Source organism: Falsihalocynthiibacter sp. S25ZX9 (genome assembly GCF_041205405.1).
GTDB lineage: Bacteria > Pseudomonadota > Alphaproteobacteria > Rhodobacterales > Rhodobacteraceae > Falsihalocynthiibacter > Falsihalocynthiibacter arcticus.
This window is the reverse complement of record NZ_JBGFCD010000326.1, coordinates 1-283: the sequence shown is the minus strand read 5'-3', so window position 1 is coordinate 283 and position 283 is coordinate 1. Positions and strand designations below refer to the sequence as shown.

Genomic DNA, 283 nt, shown 5'->3' with positions numbered 1-283 from the left:
ATAGTGCCGCGATCAAAGCGATGAAGGAGTTTCGCGCAAAGGCCACGCACTTTGGCTATCTTTCTGCGCAGTTTCGTTTTGGACTGATGATAATCGCAGGTATTTTGCCCGTTGTGATGGTTGGCGCCACGCTGTTTTTCTGGACTCAGGGCACCGCGAGCGCGGGTGATATCGCCACCACCGGTTCCTTGGCCATTCGGTTTGCCCAAATGACGGGTTGGGTTTCGTTTACGTTAATGGGCGTGTTTTCCCACGTGGGAGAGATTGAAGACGGGATGAACAC

Annotated in this window: 1 pseudogene; it reads left to right on the top strand. The window is 53.4% G+C overall.

Annotated elements, in window-relative coordinates:
* Positions 1 to 283, top strand: a pseudogene (locus AB9F29_RS22435) (ABC transporter ATP-binding protein); the annotation flags it as partial.